Annotated in this window: 15 protein-coding genes; 9 read left to right on the forward strand and 6 right to left on the reverse strand. The window is 63.7% G+C overall.

All coding sequences use genetic code 11. From position 1 onward, the window contains the following. The first annotated feature begins 75 nt into the window (after positions 1–75). The 5 genes from IVB46_RS15040 to IVB46_RS15060 are packed head-to-tail and all read left to right on the forward strand — an operon-like array spanning position 76 to position 7,813. Positions 76–1,977 carry an extracellular solute-binding protein gene (locus tag IVB46_RS15040; RefSeq protein WP_247302182.1) on the forward strand — a complete coding sequence of 634 codons (1,902 nt, stop codon included), beginning with the start codon at positions 76–78 and terminating at the stop codon, positions 1,975–1,977. A gap of 14 nt (positions 1,978–1,991) precedes the next feature. Beyond that, the gene (locus IVB46_RS15045; RefSeq protein ID WP_247302185.1) at positions 1,992–3,878 is read left to right on the forward strand and encodes an extracellular solute-binding protein; all 1,887 of its coding nucleotides are present in this window, start codon (positions 1,992–1,994) and stop codon (positions 3,876–3,878) included. Positions 3,879–3,880: 2 nt separating this feature from the next. After that, positions 3,881–4,990 (forward strand): microcin C ABC transporter permease YejB, encoded by a 1,110-nt coding sequence (locus IVB46_RS15050; protein ID WP_028148358.1) that lies wholly within the window; start codon positions 3,881–3,883, stop codon positions 4,988–4,990. Then, on the forward strand, positions 4,990–6,168 hold the full coding sequence (locus tag IVB46_RS15055) for an ABC transporter permease (protein ID WP_063980960.1): 1,179 nt from the start codon (positions 4,990–4,992) through the stop codon (positions 6,166–6,168). The genes IVB46_RS15050 and IVB46_RS15055 overlap by 1 nt, the downstream gene beginning before the upstream one ends. Before the next feature lie 7 nt (positions 6,169–6,175). Then, positions 6,176–7,813, forward strand: coding sequence for an ABC transporter ATP-binding protein (locus tag IVB46_RS15060; RefSeq protein ID WP_085401890.1), 1,638 nt, complete (start codon positions 6,176–6,178; stop codon positions 7,811–7,813). 176 nt (positions 7,814–7,989) lie between these two features. Here IVB46_RS15060 and IVB46_RS15065 read toward each other — a convergent pair whose 3' ends face one another. Beyond that, positions 7,990–8,184: a hypothetical protein gene (locus IVB46_RS15065; RefSeq protein WP_247302188.1), complete on the reverse strand. Its 195-nt coding sequence runs from the start codon at positions 8,182–8,184 to the stop codon at positions 7,990–7,992. A 288-nt stretch (positions 8,185–8,472) separates the two neighbouring features. On the opposite strand from IVB46_RS15065, the gene IVB46_RS15070 reads away from it, so the two are divergent. Next, positions 8,473–8,724, forward strand: a complete 252-nt coding sequence (locus tag IVB46_RS15070; protein WP_247302191.1) for a hypothetical protein — start codon at positions 8,473–8,475, stop codon at positions 8,722–8,724. Positions 8,725–8,781: 57 nt separating this feature from the next. Here IVB46_RS15070 and IVB46_RS15075 read toward each other — a convergent pair whose 3' ends face one another. Together IVB46_RS15075 and IVB46_RS15080 are read right to left on the reverse strand one after the other, a co-directional pair. Then, the gene (locus tag IVB46_RS15075) at positions 8,782–9,639 is read right to left on the reverse strand and encodes an NlpC/P60 family protein (protein ID WP_247302194.1); all 858 of its coding nucleotides are present in this window, start codon (positions 9,637–9,639) and stop codon (positions 8,782–8,784) included. Next, entirely contained in the window at positions 9,632–11,005 is a 1,374-nt protein-coding gene (locus IVB46_RS15080) for a leucyl aminopeptidase family protein (protein ID WP_247302197.1), read from the reverse strand. Before IVB46_RS15080 ends, IVB46_RS15075 begins: the two co-directional genes overlap by 8 nt. Before the next feature lie 220 nt (positions 11,006–11,225). Here IVB46_RS15080 and IVB46_RS15085 point away from each other — a divergent pair, with 220 nt between their 5' ends. The 3 genes from IVB46_RS15085 (at position 11,226) to IVB46_RS15095 (ending at position 14,086) form a co-directional block, all read left to right on the forward strand. Further along, entirely contained in the window at positions 11,226–11,429 is a 204-nt protein-coding gene (locus IVB46_RS15085) for a hypothetical protein (protein WP_018454690.1), read from the forward strand. A gap of 250 nt (positions 11,430–11,679) precedes the next feature. After that, positions 11,680–13,179, forward strand: coding sequence for a metallophosphoesterase (locus IVB46_RS15090; RefSeq protein ID WP_247302200.1), 1,500 nt, complete (start codon positions 11,680–11,682; stop codon positions 13,177–13,179). A gap of 94 nt (positions 13,180–13,273) precedes the next feature. Further along, entirely contained in the window at positions 13,274–14,086 is an 813-nt protein-coding gene (locus IVB46_RS15095; protein WP_247302203.1) for a tetratricopeptide repeat protein, read from the forward strand. 62 nt (positions 14,087–14,148) lie between these two features. On the opposite strand, the gene IVB46_RS15100 is transcribed toward IVB46_RS15095, so the two are convergent. The 3 genes from IVB46_RS15100 to IVB46_RS15110 are packed head-to-tail and all read right to left on the reverse strand — an operon-like array spanning position 14,149 to position 17,590. After that, a complete protein-coding gene (locus IVB46_RS15100) occupies positions 14,149–15,123 on the reverse strand; it encodes a type II secretion system F family protein (protein WP_247343054.1) in 975 nt (324 codons plus the stop codon). A gap of 9 nt (positions 15,124–15,132) precedes the next feature. Next, positions 15,133–16,110, reverse strand: a complete 978-nt coding sequence (locus tag IVB46_RS15105; RefSeq protein ID WP_063980967.1) for a type II secretion system F family protein — start codon at positions 16,108–16,110, stop codon at positions 15,133–15,135. Positions 16,111–16,126: 16 nt separating this feature from the next. Next, positions 16,127–17,590: a CpaF family protein gene (locus tag IVB46_RS15110; protein WP_071916702.1), complete on the reverse strand. Its 1,464-nt coding sequence runs from the start codon at positions 17,588–17,590 to the stop codon at positions 16,127–16,129. Positions 17,591–17,603: the final 13 nt, after the last annotated feature.

Consider the following 17,603-nt stretch of genomic DNA (forward strand, 5'->3'; position numbering starts at 1 on the left):
CAACATATTCCGTCGAAACCTCGCCTATATTGAGCACTTAAAGGGGTAACCTCCTTCAAGACCAGGAATGTTGATTTGGCCATTACCCGACGCGATCTCCTGCTCACCGGCACTGCCGCCGTAGCGCTCCCCGCCCTCGGTTCCGTAGGGGGCCTTCCCGTCATCGGCACGGCCGCGGCGCAATCCGCCAGTGAGGCGCCCTGGCGCCACGCGCTGTCGCTGTTCGGACAGGTCAAGTATCCCGCCGACTTCAAGCGCTTCGACTACGTCAATCCGGAAGCGCCCAAAGGCGGTGTCGCGCGCCAGATCGCCGTCGGCACTTTCGATAATTTCAATATCGTAGTGGCGGGAGTGAAGGGGCAGGTCGCCGGTGCCGTCGCGTTCATCTACGAATCCCTCACGACGCCCTCGCTCGACGAAGTCTCGACCGAATACGGCGCGCTGGCCGAGGCCGTCAGCCACCCGGCCGACTTTTCCTTCGTCACCTATCGTTTGCGGCCGCAGGCCAAATGGCATGACGGCAAGCCGGTCACTGCGGACGACGTGATCTTCTCGCTGGATGCCTTCAAGAAGCATCACCCGATGTACTCGGCCTATTACAGCCATGTGGTGAAGGCCGAGAAGGTCGGTGAGCGCGAGGTGAAGTTCGTGTTCGACGCACCGGGCAACCGCGAACTGCCGCAGATCGTCGGGCAGCTCACGGTTTTGCCGAAGCATTGGTGGGAGGGGACCGACGCGCAGGGCCGCAAGCGCGATGTCTCCGCGACCACGCTCGAAATACCGCTCGGTTCCGGCCCCTACAAGGTCAAGGAATTCGTGGCGGGACGGTCGATCGCGCTGGAGCGCGTCAAGGACTATTGGGGGCGCGATTTCGCCACCAATGTGGGCCGCAACAATTTCGACGAGATGCGCTACGAGTATTTCCGCGATGCCACCGTGGCGATCGAGGCTTTCAAGGCCGATCAGGTGGACTGGCGCACCGAGAACAGTGCGAAGAACTGGGCGACAGCCTACGACTTCCCGGCCGTGACCGAAAAGCGGGTGATCCTCGAGGAGTTCGCCAATCGCAGCTCGGGTGTGATGCAGGCTTTCGTGCCGAACCTGCGCCGCGCCAAATTCAAAGATCCTCGCGTCCGTCGCGCGCTCAACTATGCGTTCGACTTCGAGGAGATGAACAAGCAGATCTTCTACGGTCAGTACAAGCGCGTCAGCAGCTATTTCGACGGTATCGACGAGCTCATGGCGACCGGGTTGCCGCAAGGCAAGGAGCTCGAGATCCTCGAGACCGTTCGCGCCGATGTTCCGCCTGAAGTCTTCACGACGGCCTACACCAATCCGGTCGGCGGCAGTCCGGAAGCCGTGCGCGACAATCTTCGCGAGGCGCTGCGCCTGTTCAAGGAGGCCGGTTACGAGGTGCGCGACCGCAAGCTGGTCGACGTCAAGACCGGTGCGCAGTTCACCCTGGAGCTGCTGAACCAGGATCCGAGCTTCGAGCGGGTCACGCTGTTCTACAAGCCGTCTCTGGAACGGCTCGGCATCGCGGTCAGCGTGCGCACGGTCGACCCGACTCAATACGAGAACAGGACGCGGGACTGGGATTTCGACGTCGTCACCAACTCATGGGGCGAGTCGCAGTCGCCGGGCAACGAGCAGCGCGAGTTCTGGTCGTCCAAGACGGCCGACATCGCGGGTTCGCGCAATATTGGCGGCATCAAGAATCCGGCGGTCGACAAGCTGATCGAGCGGCTGATCTACGCCACGGGTCGCGACGATCTCGTCGCGGCAACCAAAGCGCTCGACCGCGTGCTGCTGTGGAATAACTACGTCGTTCCGCAATGGACCTATTCGAAGATCCGCACCGCGCGCTGGGATCGCTTCGGCCGACCGGCGGAATTGCCCAAATACGGTCAGTCCGGCTTCCCGTTCATCTGGTGGTACGACGCAGACAAGGCGGCACGGATCGCAAAGAAGTCGTGAAGGACATCCCCCGCATGACGCAGATGTCACGCCGCCATGTGCTGGTCTTGGGTGTCGGCGGCACTCTCGGTGCGTCCCTCGGCGCGCTGATGTTGCCCGGCGCACGCGCATCGGAAGCGGGGACCGAGGCGCACGGCATCTCAGCGTTCGGCGATCTCAAATATTCCGCCGACTTCCACCATTTCGACTACGTCAATCTCGATGCGCCGAAGGGCGGCACGTTCTCGCTCATTCCCTCGGTGCGGGCCTACAACCAGTCCTACCAGACCTTCAACTCGCTCAACGCCTTCATCCTGAAGGGTGACGGCGCGCAAGGCATGGACATGACGTTTGTGCCGCTGATGGCGCGTGCAAATGACGAGCCTGATGGAATGTACGGCCTTGCCGCCAAATCCGTGCGGATATCGCCTGATAGGCTGGTCTATCGCTTCACCATGCGGCCCGAGGCGAAATTCCACGACGGCAGCAAGCTCACCGCCCACGACGCGGCGTTTTCGCTGACATCGCTGAAGACCAAGGGACATCCGCTGATCATCGTGCAGATGCGCGACATGGTCAGTGCGGAAGCGATCGACGACGCGACGCTCGTTGTGACCTTCGCCAAGGGGCGCGCCCGCGACGTGCCGCTTTATGTCGCGAGCCTGCCGATCTTCTCGAAAACGTATTATGCGTCGCGCGCCTTCGACGAAACGTCACTCGATATCCCGCTCGGCTCTGGCCCGTACAAGGTCGGCAAGTTCGAGGTCAACCGCTATATCGAGTATGAGCGCGTCAAGGACTGGTGGGCCGCCGACCTGCCGGTTTGCCGCGGCAGCTACAATTTCGACGTCGTGCGCTATGAATTCTATCGGGATCGCGATGTCGCGTTCGAGGGGTTCACCGGCAAGAACTATCTCTATCGGGAGGAATTCACCTCACGCATCTGGGCGACGCGCTACGACTTTCCGGCGGTGAAGGACGGGCGCGTCAAGATGGAGGTGGTCCCCGACGACACGCCGTCCGGTGCGCAGGGCTGGTTCATCAACACGCGACGCGACAAGTTCAAAGACCCGCGCGTGCGCGAGGCCTTGATCAATGCCTTCGACTTCGAATGGACCAACAAGACCATCATGTACGGCGCCTATGCCCGCACGGTGTCGCCGTTCCAGAACTCGGACCTCATGGCAAGCAACGGGCCTCCGTCGCCGGAAGAGCTGAAGCTGCTGGAGCCGTTTCGCGGCCAGGTGCCCGACGAAGTGTTCGCCGCACCGTTCGCGCCTCCGATCTCGGACGGCTCCGGCCAAGATCGCAGCCTGTTGCGCAAGGCTCAGCAACTTCTGACCGAGGCTGGCATGCCGATCAAGGATGGCAAGCGGGTGCTGCCGAATGGTGAGGTCTTCAGGATCGAGTTCCTGCTGGACGAGCCTTCGTTCCAGCCGCACCACGCGCCCTACATCAAGAACCTGGGCACGCTCGGTATCGAAGCGAGCGTGCGCCTCGTCGATGCCGTGCAACACAAGGCGCGCCAGGAAGATTTCGACTTTGACATGACGATCCAGCGTTTCAGCATGTCGGCGACGCCGGGCGACGCGATGCGATCGTTCTTCTCCTCGCAGGTCGCGGCAACCAAGGGCTCGTACAATCTTGCGGGCGTCGCCAGCCCGGCGATCGATGCCATGATCGAGAAGATCATGGCGGCCGACAACCGCGAGGATTTGACCGTCGCCTGCCGCGCCTTCGACCGCCTGTTCCGCGCCGGCCGTTACTGGGTGCCGCAATGGTATAACAAGACGCACCGGCTCGCTTATTGGGACCAATTCGCTCATCCGCAGAAGCTGCCACGTTACGCCAACGGCGTCGGCGCTCCCGAAATCTGGTGGCACGATAATGCCAAGGCGGCCAAGCTCGAGCAGGCGAAATAATCATGAGCGCCTATATCGCCCGCCGCATCCTCTTGATGATCCCGACCCTGCTCGGGATCCTCTTCGTCTCCTTCGTCGTCGTGCAATTCGCGCCGGGCGGTCCAGTCGAGCGCGTCATCGCGCAGCTCTCGGGCGCCGACACCGGTGGCAGCTCGCGCATCTCGGGCGGCGGTGATTTCGCTCAGCGCGCGCCCGGTCAGCTGGGCGCTGGTGGCGATGCCATCAATTCGAAATATCGCGGCGCGCAGGGCCTCGACCCTGATTTCATCAAGAAGCTGGAGAAGCAATTCGGCTTCGACAAGCCGGCCCCCGAACGCTTCGCGCTGATGGTGTGGAATTTCGCCCGCTTCGATTTCGGCAACAGCTATTTTCGCGATGTCAGCGTGCTCCAGCTGATCAAGGAAAAGCTGCCGGTCTCGATCTCGCTCGGCATCTGGCTGACGCTGCTAACCTACCTGATCTCGATTCCGCTCGGCATCCGCAAGGCAGTCAAGGACGGAACGCGCTTCGATACCTGGACGTCGAGCGTGCTCGTGCTCGGCTACGCGATTCCCGGCTTCCTGTTCGCGATCCTCCTGATCATCCTGTTCGCCGGGGGCTCGTTCTTCAACTGGTTCCCATTGCGCGGACTGACGTCAGACGGCTGGTCGCAATTTCCCTGGTACTGGAAGATCATCGATTACTTTTGGCATTTGACGCTGCCGCTGATCGCCATGGGGCTCGGCGCGTTCACCACCATGACGTTCCTGACCAAGAACTCGTTTCTGGATGAGATCCGCAAGCAATACGTGATGACCGCGCGCGCAAAGGGCTGCAGCGAGAATCGGGTGCTCTATGGCCACGTCTTCCGCAACGCGATGCTCATCGTGATCGCGGGCTTTCCCAGCACCTTCATTCACGCTTTCTTCTCGGGCTCGCTTCTGATCGAGACCATCTTCTCACTGGATGGGCTCGGACTGCTCAGTTTCGAGAGCGTTCTCAACCGCGACTATCCCGTGGTGTTCGGCACGCTCTTCATCTTTTCGCTCGTCGGCCTCGTGATCAACCTCATCTCTGACCTGACCTACATGTGGATCGATCCGCGGATCGATTTCGAGGCACGGGAGGTCTGATGACACTGACCGCCCCGACCCCGATCGAAACCACCGCAAAGTCGCCGCTCGGCGATGCCGTGCCGATCACGCGCAAGCCATTCGTGCCATCGCCGCTCAACCGGCGGCGCTGGCAGAATTTTAGGGCGAACCGGCGCGGTTACTGGTCGTTCTGGATCTTCATGATCCTGTTCGTGGTGTCGCTGTTTGCCGAGCTGATCGCCAATGACCGGCCATTCCTGATCAAGTACGACGGCCATCTCTACTGGCCGGCCTTCGTCACCTATTCCGAGACGACCTTCGGCGGCGACTTCGAGACGGCGGCCGACTACCGCGATCCCTATTTGCAGAAGCTGATCAAGGACAAGGGCGGCAGCATCGTCTGGCCGCTGATCCGCTATTCCTACGACACCCACAATCTCGACCTGCCGACGCCGGCGCCGTCGCCGCCGACCTGGATGTTGACCGAGGCGCAGTGCAAGCCTGTCGTCGAGAAGAAGGGCCTCAAGAGCTGCCGCGACCTTGAATACAACTGGCTCGGCACCGACGATCAGGGTCGCGACGTGGTTGCGCGCCTGATCTACGGGTTCCGCATCTCGGTGCTGTTCGGCCTGTGCCTGACCATTGTCTCCTCCGTCGTCGGCATCGCCGCCGGCGCGGTGCAGGGCTATTTCGGCGGCTGGGTCGATCTGTTGTTCCAGCGTTTCATCGAGATATGGACTGCGATCCCTTCGCTCTACCTCTTGCTGATCCTCTCGTCGGTGCTCGTGCCCGGCTTCTTCGTGCTGCTCGGCATCCTGCTCCTGTTTTCCTGGGTGTCGCTGGTCGGGCTCGTGCGCGCGGAATTCCTGCGCGGGCGCAATTTCGAGTACATTCAGGCCGCGCGCGCCCTCGGCGTGTCGAACGCCGTGATCATGTTCAAGCATTTGCTGCCGAACGCGATGGTTGCGACGATGACGTTCCTTCCGTTCATCGTCTCCTCGTCGGTCATGACGCTCACGGCCCTCGATTTCCTCGGCTTCGGGCTGCCGCCCGGCTCGCCGTCGCTCGGCGAACTGCTGTCGCAAGGCAAGTCCAACGTGCAGGCGCCCTGGCTGGGTTTCTCCGGCTTCTTCTCGGTCGCGATCATGCTGTCGCTCCTGATCTTCATTGGCGAAGCCGTGCGCGACGCCTTCGATCCGCGCAAGACGTTCAAGTGAGGGCGTGATGGACGCGATCAACCAGCCCCTGCTTGCCGTCCGCGACCTCTCGGTGGCCTTCCACCAGGGCGGCGCCACCACGCTCGCGGTCGACAAGGTCTCGTTCCAGATCAAGCGCGGCGAATGCGTCGCACTGGTCGGCGAGTCCGGTTCCGGCAAATCGGTCAGCGCGCTCTCGATCCTGAAGCTCCTGCCCTATCCGAATGCCTCGCATCCCTCGGGCAGCATCCGCTTCAAGGGGCGGGAGCTGATCGACCAGTCCGAGCAGCAGATGCGCGAGATTCGCGGCAGCGATATCTCCATCATCTTCCAGGAGCCGATGACCTCGCTCAATCCGCTGCACACGATCGAGGCGCAGATCGGCGAGATCATCCAGCTCCACAATCCGACCAGCAATGCCGAGGCGCGCAAGCGGACGCTGGAATTGCTGACGCAGGTCGGCATCCCCGAGCCCGAAACGCGGCTCAACAGCTATCCGCACCAGCTCTCCGGCGGCCAGCGCCAGCGCGTCATGATCGCGATGGCGCTTGCCAACGAGCCGGACCTCCTGATCGCGGACGAGCCGACCACGGCGCTCGACGTCACCGTGCAGGCGCAGATCCTGGCGCTGCTCGCCGAGATCCGCTCCCGGCTCGGCATGAGCCTGCTGTTCATCACCCACGATCTCGGCATCGTGCGCCGCATCGCCGACCATGTCTGTGTCATGAAGGGCGGCGAGATCGTCGAGCAGGGGCCGGTCGAGCAGGTCTTCAGGACCCCGAACCATCCCTATACGCGCGACCTGCTCGCGGCGGAGCCGAAGCCCGATCCGGCGCCGCCGCAGCCGAATGCACCGGTGGTGATGTCCGCCGATGACTTGAAGGTCTGGTTTCCGATCAAGCGCGGCTTGATGCGCAAGACGGTCGGCCACATCAAGGCGGTCGACGGCGTCAGCATTGCCGTGCGCAAGGGCGAGACGCTCGGCGTCGTCGGCGAATCCGGCTCGGGCAAGACCACGCTCGGGCTCGCCCTGATGCGGCTGATTTCCTCGAACGGACGCATCGTGTTCCTCGGCAAGGATATCCAGGGCCTGCGTTTCAAGGAGATGCGGCCGTTCCGGCGCGATATGCAGATCGTGTTCCAGGATCCGTTCGGCTCGCTCAGTCCGCGCATGTCGGTCGCCGACATCATCGCCGAGGGGCTCACCGTGCACCAGCCAAAGCTGTCGCGCGAGGAGCGTGAGGAGCGCGTCGTCAAGGCGCTCGAGGACGTCGGGCTGAAGGCGGACACCCGCTACCGCTATCCGCATGAATTCTCCGGCGGCCAGCGCCAGCGCATCAGCATCGCGCGGGCGGTGGTGCTGGAGCCGGATTTCGTCGTGCTGGACGAGCCGACCAGCGCACTCGACATGCTGATTCAAGCGCAGATGGTCGACCTCTTGCGGGAGCTCCAGCGCAGGCGCGATCTCACCTACATGTTCATCTCGCACGATTTGCGCGTCGTCGCCTCGCTCGCCAGCCATCTCATCGTGATGCGTGGCGGCAAGGTGGTCGAGGAGGGACAGGCCGCCGAACTGTTCAAGAGCCCGAAGACGGATTATACACGCGCGCTGTTCGCGGCGGCGTTCCGGCTGGAAACGGCGGGGAACGGGGCGGTGGCGACCTGATCCCGTTGTTCCGGGGCGCGCGCGATCGCGCGACCCCCGGGGGCTTGCACCTGCCTGTCGCGTTGATCTACGCGGCGCTTTCCTAAAGTCACCTCTCGGGTTGTGAATTGCGTGCTTCTAAACACTCGGCCAAAATTTGATCTGCCGCGAGTCGCGCGCATTGGTCGTCATGCAATTCATCCATTTTTTTTCAAGTAGGCGACTGCGGCTATTTGCAAGAGACCGAAATCATCTTCGCCGGTATCGCGGAGATTGGCGATGTAACGGTAGAGGGCGGCACGCCTGTTGTCGTTCTCGCCGATGCCACTGTGGAGCAGCAAGTAGTTCCGCCAAGCGAACGCACACGCGCCTTCTCTGGCCTGAGAATTCATGGGCACCTCCCAAAGGCAGAGAAAGACTGACGACGCGTTTCGTTCCGCGAATCTCTCAGTTGTAACGTTGTTCCGTAGCTGCGCTGCGAGGTGCCTATGAGCCGGCCGCGGGTTGCCCTTCGAATGACGGATTGCACGAACGATCGTGCGTGTGTTCCCTGGAAAATGAGCTTGGGGAACGTACGAGACTGCCGGTTCTATCTGCGCTGGAGTGTCGCAGTCGGCTTCGCTCAAATATATCGATATCCACGATAATATCCGACCCAAGAGCTTACCGCGGAGGCGGTGATGGCTTCAAAGCTGTCTTCGGGCGTTGTTGCCTTGCTACTGGTTGGAACAACGGCGCTTTTGATCGCAATTCGGCCACCCGCGTGGCTACTGCTGCTGCTTGGTTCCTTCGCATTGGCGGTGCTGTATATCGTCGCTAGAACAAGGTCGCGTTACGATCCGCTCGATCCACGCTTCGGCAGCTGCATCCCTCCGATTTCCAAGCCGAAGGCCAGCGCCGACAATGTCCCCAAGCAACATGGCGACGTCTGACATACATCAGATGCGGCCGAAAGTAGAGCGGACGCGACGAATTCATGAGTGCCCGCCCTAGAGCCGCTTGATCGTGACGATTTCGCTGCCAGCCGCCTTGATCCTCGCGATCGCCGGCTCGGTCGCCTCGATCACAGTTGCCATGTGATGCGCGTTGGCGTGAACCATGGTGCTGCCATCGCGGACGATAGCGACATGGCCCTTCCAGAAAATGAGATCGCCGCGTTGCAGCTTGCTCCGCTCATGCGGCTCCAACGCGCGGCCGAGCCCTGACTGCTGCATGTCGCTGTCGCGCGGGCAGCCGATGCCTGCTGCTGTCAGCGAAACCTGCACGAGGCCGGAGCAGTCGATGCCGAGGCTGCTCTTGCCGCCCCAGAGATAGGGCGTGCCGACGAAGCGCTCGGCTGCCGCGACGAAGTCCGGCTCGCGGTGACCGAGCGGGGCGAGATGAGCCTTAGGCAGATATTGTCCGTCGCGCGTCACGGCGAAGCTGCCGTCCTCGCGCGCGACCGCGATCTTCGATCCCATGACGAGTGTGTCGGCCGGCGGCAGCTTGATCGAGGGACCGGGGAAGGCGAATGTCCGGAGCGCGCTTACCTTGTGGGTTGGCGCGGCGGCCGACGGCTTCATCAGGGCTGCGTCGGGGAGCCAGCCGACATAACCATCGCCACCAAGCTGGCCCCAGGCCCAGCCCTCGCCATTGCGGTCGTAGACCGTGACGCGTTCGCCGCGCAGCGCCTCCGTCATCAGCATCGCGTTCGACGACGGCTGCTCGCGCACGGGTGCGATCGCCTCGAACACCTCGAATTCCTCGCCCGTGACGAAGCGGTCCGCTTGCACCTTGCCTTCGAGATATTTCGCGGCGAGGTCGCCGCGCGCCGGTGTCAGCCTTGGATCGTGTCTTGGATCATGCATAGCGCTCGCTCAGCAATGTGTAGATGGCGCGCGCGGCCTGGCATTCGCCGCCTTCGGGCCGCGCTGGCTTTGCCGACGGGGTCCAGCCGTAAATATCCACATGAAGCCAGCTCTTCGCCTGCTCGACGAACCGTTGCAGGAACAGCGCGCAGGTGATCGAGCCGGCAAAGCCGCCTGAGGGTGCGTTGGTGATGGTGGCGGTCTTGGAGTCCAGCCACGCATCGTAAGGCGGCCACAGCGGCATGCGCCACAACGGATCATTCTCCTTCGTCGCGCACCGCGCGACGTCGGCGGCCAGCGTCTCATCATTGGTGTAAAAGGGCGGTAAATCCGGCCCCAGCGCGACGCGCGCCGCGCCGGTCAGCGTGCCCAAATCGATCAGAAGGTCCGGCTTTTCCTCGTCTGCCAGCGCCAGCGCGTCGGCGAGCACGAGCCGGCCCTCCGCGTCGGTGTTGCCGATCTCGACCGTGATGCCCTTGCGCGAGGTGAAGATGTCGAGCGGCCGGAAGGCATTGCTGGAGACGGCATTTTCGACCGCCGGAATCAGCACGCGCAAGCGGACCTTGAGCTTCGCATCCATCACCATGCGCGCGAGCGCCAGCACATTGGCGGCGCCGCCCATGTCCTTCTTCATGATCAGCATGCCGCTCGACGGCTTGAGGTCGAGCCCGCCGGTGTCGAAGCAGACGCCCTTGCCGACCAGCGTCACCTTGGGATGATCAGGATCGCCCCAGCTGATGTCGATCAGCCGTGGCGCGCGGTCCGAGGCCATGCCGACGGCGTGGATCAGTGGAAAATTCGTCTTCAGATCCTCGCCGATGGTGCAGGCAAAGCTGGCACCGAATTCCGTGGCGAGCGCTTGCGCGGCCGCAGCGAGCTCTTCCGGGCCCATGTCGTTGGACGGCGTGTTGATGAGGTCGCGCGCCAGCATCGCGGCATCCGCCACGCGATTGATCTCGGCGGCGTCGACGCCATCGGGCGGTACCAGCCGGACGGCGGGGCGGTCAGCCTTGCGGTAGCGGGCGAAGCGGTAGCTGCCGAGCGCAAAGGCGAGCGACGCCAACCGCGCATCGTGGGGGGCATTGGCAAAGCGATAGATGCCTGGCGGCAGCAGGCCGGGCAGGGCGCCCGGCCGGAACAGGTCGCGTGATCTCGCACCCTCGTCCTCCAGTCCGAACAGCACTTGCGCGATCGCGCCGTCCGGCGCGGGCAGCGCGAGATAGCCGCCCGGCTTGGCGGCAAAGGCGCTCGCGGTGGCGAACTGGCGCTGCATCGGCGGCAATTTCTCGGCGACCTGATCCCAGCTCGACTTGGTGACGAAGGTGATCGGGATGGCGGTGGGCGATGTCTCGAAGACAGAAGGCATTGGCGGGTCCGGATCGTCAGATCAAGCTGGTCATGCGAACGGACGAGACTTCGCAGAGTTTCGCGGCGGCTGCAATCGGCTTTGCTGTCACCGTTCAGCGACCCGCTACTCGCCGCAAGGGGCCCATGCTAGGTTCCGGCAACGGCCGCCGGATCGACTGGGAAAAGTGTGCAGGGGATGACCGGCGGCCGAAGACGAGGCCTGCCGGGAGGAAACTGCAATGGAATTTGTGTGGAGCGTGGTCACATTCATCGGCCAGGCCGTCGAGGCGATTTTTGGTTATGTCGAGCATCATCACTGGATCTTCGCATTCCTTGCCGGCGGTTACGTCTTCTATCTCCACGACCGCTCCGTCCACGCGCGGTTCGATGCGCTCGACAAGCGCATCGACGAAATCCGCAAGCGGCTGGCCATCGAATATTGATCGGGTGAGCGAAACCATCGCCGGGCGGATCTCGTATCCATGCTGAGAACCGCCGTTCATGAGCGCGCGCCCGTGGGGCTTTACTAGCGCCGCGGTTGTGGCATTATTGATGGATATTTTAGATTGTGCCGTGCGGTTCTGCCGAGCGCAACAACGCGGCGGGCCGGCTTGATATCTGGCCAAACCTGTTCGTCGAAAGCATTCTTCTCATCGTTTGGGCGGCGCAGCATTCGCAAATGAGCGGCGCAAAATGGATAGAGCGTTCGTTATTGCGCAGATTTCCGACCTGCATCTGGACGGGTCAGGCCGGCTGCTGGCGACGATCGAGGCGCTCGGTGCCGCAATCCGCGAGGCGATGGTGGACTTCGCGGACGTTCCCGATCGCATTCTGCTGATCACGGGTGATCTCGTGGACGACCCGACGCCGCGCGCGCTGGACGAAGCGCTCGCCGTCATCGCGTCCTTCCGGCAGACCGGACTGTTCACCGACATCCAGGCGGTCGCGGGCAATCACGACGTCAAGCGCCCGAGCCAGCGCGCAGGCCGCCACGACGTCTATGATTATTTGCATCTGCCGCGGAGCTCCAAGAGCGTCTATTACCGCCAGGCTGGCCTCGATCTGGTGCTGCTGGACTCCAACCGCGCAAGCCTCTCAACGCTCGCGAGCGGCCATATCGACGAGAGCGCCTACAGCGCGCTTGTCGCGGATTCCGCCCAGCTGAGCGTCGAGCTCGCGGGCAGCATGGGATCCGTGGGGCGCGCCGACTATGCCGAGCCGGCGGAAAACCTGGTGCGCGTGCTGGCGTTGCATCATCATCCGCTGCCGCAGGCGACCGGCGAAGGAAAGCGGTTTCTCGGCGTGCCCGACGAACCGCTGATGTATCTAGCGGCGCCCGCAACTTTCCTCGAAGCGGCGACGTCGCTCAACGTCAATCTGGTCCTGCACGGACACCGGCATGTCGAGGGGCTCACCCGCTATTCGATCCCGGATCCGCGTGCCACGCGGAGCGCGAGCGGCGAAGCCTTCTGGCGTACGATCTACGTGCTCTCCTGTCCGTCCTCGACCGGGCAGGCCGGTGACGATGCCGGCTTCAACATCATTCATTTTGGCGCATCGTCCCAGGCCGGCGGCGCGGAGCACCAGTTCGCAATCACACGCTATTCGCGGCCGCGCAACGACGGCACCTTCGGGCTGCTCGACTCGAACCTGCCGGACGGCGTCATCAGGTTGCCGGCAGGACGGGATTTTTCCCGCGATCCCGCCGTCCAGTCGGCCATCGAGATCGCCTCATGTGCGATGCTGAAGCGTGATCAAGTCGCCGCACAGGCCCGCCGGCTCCTGATGCGCCGCGCTTTCTATGCCGACGGCGAGGTGGACTGGCCGAGCGCGCTCCACGCCTATCTTGTCACCTCATGGGCCTGGGCCGATATCGAGGGCAAGTTCGCGAGATCGGAGCGCAGGGATGACGCCGGGGCGCTGGCCGCGGTGAAGTTGCTGCTGCGCCGCCTGATCGAGCACTGCGCCGACGTGCTCGGCATTGACGATGTTCAGCTCGACGAGCTGCTTACGAAGCGGCTGGTCAACCGCGACGACTTCCGGCGCGAATGGCCCGGGATGCCGAGCGCGGGCGTCGATGTTGCTCAGGCGCGGCGGCGGCTGCAATTGCTGCACGATCTGAACGAGCCGGTGAAGGTGCTTGGTCTCGATCTGGCCCTCGGTGGCGAGCCGCCGCCGCAGACACCGCCGTGAGGGGCAGCCAGGCTGACGTTAACCCGCCGTTAGGGTTAACAGTCTATTGCTGGCGCGTTCGGCTCGATCAATCGGCTCGTGAGTCAAAAGCGTCATGCGTCAACGGTTCAGTCTTGCCCGGCTTCTCGCGTCCACTTCGCTGGTGGCGGCAGTGGCCATGGGTCTCGGCGGCTGCACCGCCATGTCGAAACTCTCCGACGTCACGGGCTCTGTCGGGCCGCGGACGGAAGCCGCCCCCGCCGATCCCGCGCGCGCCGTCGACGTCTATGGCGAGCGCTACCGTGCCAATCCCAAGGACGCCGACGCGGCGCTCGGCTACGGCCAGGCCTTGCGCGCCAACGGCCAGCGCGCCCAGGCCGCCGCCGTGCTCGAGCAGGCGACCATCGCCAATCCCGGCAACAAGGCGCTGCTCGCGCAGTATGGTCGCGCGCTCGCCGACAACGGCAATTTTCAGCAAGCCTTCGACGTGCTGTCGAAGGCGCACTCGCCCGACAATCCGGACTGGCGCCTGCTCTCGGTGCAGGGCACCGCGCTCGATCAGATGGGCCGCCACGACGAGGCGCGTTCCTATTATGCGAGCTCGCTGAGGATCGCACCGGGCGATCCCGGCGTGCTCTCCAATCTCGGCCTGTCCTACATGTTGTCGAAGGACCTGCCGAAGGCCGAAGAGGCGTTGCGGCAGGCCTACGCCTCGCCGCGTGCCAGTACCCGGGTGCGGCAGAATCTCGGCCTCGTCGTCGGTCTCCAGGGCCGCTTCGCCGAAGCCGAGACGATCGTGAAGGCCGACCTGCCGCCGGACCAGGCCGCGGCCAATGTCGCTTACCTGAAGGAAATGCTGAGCCGCAGCGACGCTCCGCGCGGCGCACCGAAGCGGACGCCGGTCGCTTCGCTCAGCCAGTCCGACTGATCAGAACCTGATCTCGCAATCCTGAAGCTGCCGGCGGACCGCGCGCGGTCCGCGTCTTGACGTCAGTGCAGCTCGCTGATCTTGATGCCGGTCGGTCCGAGAATGACGACGAACAGCACCGGCAGGAAGAACAGGATCATCGGCACCGTCAACTTCGGCGGCAGCGCGGCGGCCTTCTTCTCGGCCTCGTTCATGCGCATGTCGCGGTTTTCCTGCGCCATGACGCGCAAGGAATGCCCGAGCGGGGTGCCGTAGCGCTCCGCCTGCTGAAGCGCGAGACACACCGACTTGACGCCCTCGAGCCCGGTGCGCCGCGCCAGGTTCTCATAGGCGACCTTGCGATCCTGCAAATAGGACAGCTCGGCCGTGGTCAGCGTGAACTCCTCGGACAGCGCGATCGACTGGCCCACGATTTCGGTGGCGACCTTTCGGAACGCCATTTCGACCGACATGCCGGATTCGATGCAGATCAGGAGCAGGTCGAGCGCATCGGGGAAGGCGCGCTTGATCGATAGCTGGCGCTTGGAAATCGCATTCTTGAGGAACAGCATGGGCGCCTGAAGGCCGAGATAGGCCGCGCCGATGCAGATGCCGATCTTGATCGGCATCAACTGCTGCATATGCGCGATCAGGAACACGTAGATGATCGAGCCGACGAACAGCACGAGCGGAGCCACCATGCGGGCGAAGAGGAAGGTGATGTAGGGCGCCTGGCCGCGATAGCCCGCCATGATGAGCTTGTCGCGCGCGGCTTCCTGCGCGAGCCATTTGGTGAGGTTGAAGTCCTCGACGACCCGGGAGACGACCTGCTTCGGCGTTTGGCGCAGCGAGACCTTCTCGCTCTTGTTGAGGCGCTCGCGCTCGCGCTGGCGGATGCGCTCGCGCTCGCTCGCCACCGCCTTCATGCGCTTGGCGAGGCCTTCGCCGGCGAAAAGCGGCATCACCAGCGTATAGACGGTGGCGCTGGCGGCGATGGCCGCCAGCAGCATGGTCATGAAGCGGACATCATGCAGTTTCGAAACGAGGAATTCGACCATACGGCACCGTCAGAAATCGAAATTGATCATCTTCTTCATCACCATGATGCCTATCGACATCCAGACGACGCAGCCGACCAGCATGAGCTGGCCGGTCGGATGGGTCCAAAGCAGCGAGATGTAGTGCGGAGTCGTGAGATAGACGAGGAACATCACGATCGGCGGCAGCGAACCGATGATGCCGGCCGAGGCCTTGGCCTCCATCGACATCGCCTGGATCTTTTCCTTCATCTTCTTGCGGTCGCGCAGCACCTTGGAGAGGTTGCCGAGCGCTTCGGAGAGGTTGCCGCCGGATTTTTGCTGGATCGAGATGACGATGCCGAAGAAGTTGGCTTCCGGCAGCGGCATGCGCTCGTACAGACGCGAGCAGGCCTCGCCGAGCGGCATGCCGATCGCCTGGGTCTCGATGATGGCCAGGAACTCGCTGCGCAGCGGCTCAGGCGAGTCGGCGGCGACGACCTTGATCGACTCGAACAGCGGCAGGCCCGCCTTGATGCCGCGAACGATCACGTCGACCGCATCGGGCAGCGCCGCCAGGAATTTGTTTTCGCGTCGCTTCTTCAGGAAGCCCAGCGCCCAGCGCGGCAGGCCGAAGCCGCCGGCAAAGGCAAGGCCGGCGGCGCCAAGCAGGCCGCCGCCGACGAACATTGCGGCCGCGAACAGCACTCCCGCCACGACGGCGGACACGATCCAGAATTTCTGTGGCGTCCAGTCGAGCCCTGCCTGCGACAGGCGAACACCGAGCGGAACGCTCTTCTCCTGCTGGCGCCGCGCCTCGAGATCCTTGAGCGACGTCTCGACCTGCTCGCGGCGCGACCGCTGGCTCTTTTCAGTTTGCTTGGCCGCGGGCGCATCGGCGCGCGCGATCGAGGCACGGCGGTTCTCCGCCTTCCGTTCTCCGGACAGGAGCGGATAAAGGAACACCCAGGCGATGCCGCCGACGGCGGCAGTGGCGAGGAAGGCGAGGGCAAGGACCTGCATGTTCATGGCTGCGCCGATCTGCTCATGTCTTCGGCGCGACTTCCGCCGCATCGAGCGCAGCGGCAAGGCGCTTCTCGTCGCCGTAATAGCGCGCACGCTCCCAGAATTTCGGGCGGCCGATGCCGGTCGAGCGGTGCCGGCCGATGATCTTGCCGTTGGCGTCCTCGCCGACCATGTCGTAGAGGAAGATGTCCTGGGTGATGATGGTGTCGCCTTCCATGCCCATCACCTCGGTGATGTGCGTGATGCGGCGCGAGCCGTCGCGCAGGCGCGCGGCCTGGACGATGACGTCGATCGAAGCGCAGATCATCTCGCGGATGGTGCGCGAGGGCAGTGAGAAGCCGCCCATCGTGATCATGGATTCGCAGCGCGACAGTGCTTCGCGCGGATTGTTGGCGTGGAGCGTGCCCATCGAGCCGTCATGACCGGTGTTCATAGCCTGGAGCAGGTCGAACGCCTCGGGTCCGCGGACTTCGCCGACGATGATGCGTTCGGGGCGCATACGCAGGCAGTTGCGCACCAATTCGCGCATGGTGACCTGGCCTTCGCCCTCGATGTTGGGCGGACGGGTTTCGAGGCGCACCACGTGCGGCTGCTGGAGCTGGAGCTCGGCCGCGTCCTCGCAGGTGATGATGCGCTCGTCGTGCTCGATGTAGTTGGTCAGGCAGTTGAGCAGCGTGGTCTTGCCGGAGCCGGTGCCGCCGGAGATCAGCACGTTGCAGCGGACGCGGCCGATGATCTGGAGGATTTCCGCGCCCTCCGGCGAGATCGCGCCGAACCTGACCAGCTGATCCAGCGTCAGCTTGTCTTTCCTGAATTTTCGAATGGTGAGCGTGGGCCCGTCGATCGACAGCGGCGGCACGATGGCGTTGACGCGGGAGCCGTCGGCGAGGCGCGCGTCGCAGATCGGCGAGGATTCGTCGACGCGCCGGCCGACCTGGCTGACGATGCGCTGGCAGATGTTGAGGAGCTGCTGATTGTCGCGGAAGCGGATGCCGGTGCGCTGGATCTTGCCGGCGACTTCGATGTAGACGGTGTCGGCGCCGTTGACCATGATGTCGGCGATGTCGTCGCGCGACAGCAGAGGCTCCAGCGGGCCGTAGCCGAGAACGTCGTTGCAGATATCGTCGAGCAGCTCTTCCTGCTCGGCGATCGACATCACGATATTCTTGATCGCGATGATCTCGTTGACGATGTCGCGGATTTCCTCGCGCGCGGACTCGGAGTCGAGCTTCGCGAGCTGGGCGAGGTCGATGGCCTCGATCAGCGCACCGAAGATCGTCGCCTTGACCTCGTAGTAATTGTCCGAGCGGCGGGATTCCATGGCCGGCGCCGGCCGGGCGGGGGCAAGCGGCGGCGAGGCGACGGCCGGCGGGGGCGGCGCGCGCGACACCGCGGGCGCCGGAGCCTGGGCAGGCTCTGGCGACACGGCGCCGGGCTTGGGAGCCCGAGTATCGGTGTCTGTTCCGCTACGCTTACCGAACACTTAACAACTCCAT

The organism is Bradyrhizobium sp. 61, from assembly GCF_023073075.1.
GTDB classification, from domain to species: domain Bacteria; phylum Pseudomonadota; class Alphaproteobacteria; order Rhizobiales; family Xanthobacteraceae; genus Bradyrhizobium; species Bradyrhizobium barranii.

Bases quoted from the DNA above. Each gene is read 5' to 3' on its own strand.
- IVB46_RS15050 (WP_028148358.1), top strand. From the start codon at position 3,881: ATGAGCGCCTATATCGCCCGCCGCATCCTCTTGATGATCCCGACCCTG.
- IVB46_RS15095 (WP_247302203.1), top strand. From the start codon at position 13,274: ATGCGTCAACGGTTCAGTCTTGCCCGGCTTCTCGCGTCCACTTCGCTG.
- IVB46_RS15065 (WP_247302188.1), bottom strand. From the start codon at position 8,184: ATGAATTCTCAGGCCAGAGAAGGCGCGTGTGCGTTCGCTTGGCGGAAC.
- IVB46_RS15060 (WP_085401890.1), top strand. From the start codon at position 6,176: ATGGACGCGATCAACCAGCCCCTGCTTGCCGTCCGCGACCTCTCGGTG.
- IVB46_RS15075 (WP_247302194.1), bottom strand. From the start codon at position 9,639: ATGCATGATCCAAGACACGATCCAAGGCTGACACCGGCGCGCGGCGAC.
- IVB46_RS15105 (WP_063980967.1), bottom strand. From the start codon at position 16,110: ATGAACATGCAGGTCCTTGCCCTCGCCTTCCTCGCCACTGCCGCCGTC.
- IVB46_RS15045 (WP_247302185.1), top strand. From the start codon at position 1,992: ATGACGCAGATGTCACGCCGCCATGTGCTGGTCTTGGGTGTCGGCGGC.
- IVB46_RS15055 (WP_063980960.1), top strand. From the start codon at position 4,990: ATGACACTGACCGCCCCGACCCCGATCGAAACCACCGCAAAGTCGCCG.
- IVB46_RS15090 (WP_247302200.1), top strand. From the start codon at position 11,680: ATGGATAGAGCGTTCGTTATTGCGCAGATTTCCGACCTGCATCTGGAC.
- IVB46_RS15070 (WP_247302191.1), top strand. From the start codon at position 8,473: ATGGCTTCAAAGCTGTCTTCGGGCGTTGTTGCCTTGCTACTGGTTGGA.
- IVB46_RS15085 (WP_018454690.1), top strand. From the start codon at position 11,226: ATGGAATTTGTGTGGAGCGTGGTCACATTCATCGGCCAGGCCGTCGAG.
- IVB46_RS15080 (WP_247302197.1), bottom strand. From the start codon at position 11,005: ATGCCTTCTGTCTTCGAGACATCGCCCACCGCCATCCCGATCACCTTC.
- IVB46_RS15100 (WP_247343054.1), bottom strand. From the start codon at position 15,123: ATGGTCGAATTCCTCGTTTCGAAACTGCATGATGTCCGCTTCATGACC.